A 1,618-nucleotide genomic window follows, 5' to 3' on the forward strand; every position below is an offset into this window, starting at 1 on the left:
TGTCAAGGCTCATACATGCCTGACACTTTAGGCTCAGCACATGCCTGACACCTTCTGCCTTCTGCGCCCGCGGTCGGGGGTCAGTTGCGGCGGGCGGAGTCGGGATGCGGTCGGGAGCAGTCGGGGTCCCCCCGTTCACGACTTGGCTGTCTTCTCGTCATCGCCGTCGTCGTCGCCCTCGAAGAAGGCGCGCAGCGCCGATGGGCGACGACGACGGCGATGTCGGCATCGCTTGAGTCCGAGCCCTCACGGTTGGAGCTCGACAATCTCCGGGGGGAGCCGCTGCAGCTTTGAGCGCCTCTCGTTGAAGAGGGCGAGGGGGATGTGCAGATAGCGAATCAGCCACAGATGCTTCTCGAGGGCGCGGAAGGTGATCGTCCTCGAGCAGAGCGCGTCGCTGATGTAGATGCGCTCGCCGCCCCACTTGAACGAGCCGTCGCCGAAGACGAGTCGCTCGTCGTCATAGCGAGGCACGATGAACGGCGTCGGCTCGAGCGGGCGTGGTCGATAGACCTCAGACGGAACACGTCCCTGGAGCATCTCGTGCGGGCGCAGTTCGTTGTACGTGTCGCGAAAGTCTCGCAGTGCCTCAGCGACGTTGACGTCGTGGGATGCCTCCTGCTCGATGGTTCGGTGGAAGCGCTCAACGTGTCCGTTGTGCTGGGCGCACTCGACGTGCTCGACCACGATTCCCAGGTCCAGCCACCACACAACGAGGCGGGTGAGCTTTGCGACGCCGTAGCTCCCAAACGGTGGGCCGCCGTCGCACCGGATGCGTCGCGGAGGCCCGTGCTTGTCGAAGAGCTTGCCGGTGACGCGCTGGACCTCGACGGTGTTGATGGGCACGTCGGTGAGGTCGAGCGCGTAGCGGCTATGGACGTCGATGACAGACAGCGGGTCGATGCCACGCCAAAGGCCTTTGGCATCGATGGCCCAGACGTCGTTTGGGCAAGCGGCCGGTGGCGGAGCGCCTCTCGTTTTCGGCGTGAGGTTACGAGCGCGACGCGGAACGCTGCGCTTGTAGTCGTGCAATATCCTGGTCACCGTTGCGCGACATGGCGAACCTAACTCGATCCTATTTCTGGCCCACAAGTCGAGGATTTTGGTGGCTCCCCACGTTCCCCGAGGGCTTGCGTCTCGCAAAGCAAGAACCATCTCGACGACGTCGCTGTCGACCGCGTTGGGATGGTGGTGCGGAGCCTTCGAACGTGGACCAAGCCCTGGTATTCCAGCTGCACGATAGGCTCGCGCAGTCTGATATCCAGTTTCACGTGTAATGTCGTACGCACGACAGACTTCAGAGCGGTTGGCGCCTGGCGCGTCGAACTCGCGAACGAACTTGGCTTTCAGCACGGTGACGTCTTCCTGACCCCAGCTCATGAGCACCTCCACGGCGAAGGTGTCAGGCATGTGCTGAGCCTGATGTGTCAGGAATGTGCTGAGCCTTTACAGAAACACGATCCCAACCCGACCAGCCAACACGGGCATGGGCGCAAAGCTTGTTGGGGCTGCGCCCCAAAAAGACACCTGCGGGGTGCTCGCAGGCAGGGAGGCTCGTTCCTCGCCACCCAGCCTGCTCCGCGCCCCTCCGGTGTCGCCCATGCTTACGTTGGCTGGT

Annotated in this window: 1 protein-coding gene; it reads right to left on the reverse strand. The window is 63.2% G+C overall.

The annotated features are described in order from the left end of the window. Positions 1-246 precede the first annotated feature (246 nt). Complete coding sequence (locus tag Q8K49_RS01820; protein WP_305303721.1) at positions 247-1,410, reverse strand: helix-turn-helix domain-containing protein; 1,164 nt, start codon at positions 1,408-1,410, stop codon at positions 247-249. Between the last annotated feature and the right edge of the window lie 208 nt (positions 1,411-1,618).

This window comes from Brevundimonas sp., assembly GCF_030682035.1.
GTDB lineage: Bacteria > Pseudomonadota > Alphaproteobacteria > Caulobacterales > Caulobacteraceae > Brevundimonas.

Coding starts and splice junctions, on each gene's coding strand:
- Q8K49_RS01820 (WP_305303721.1), bottom strand. CDS start 1,410: ATGCCTGACACCTTCGCCGTGGAGGTGCTCATGAGCTGGGGTCAGGAA.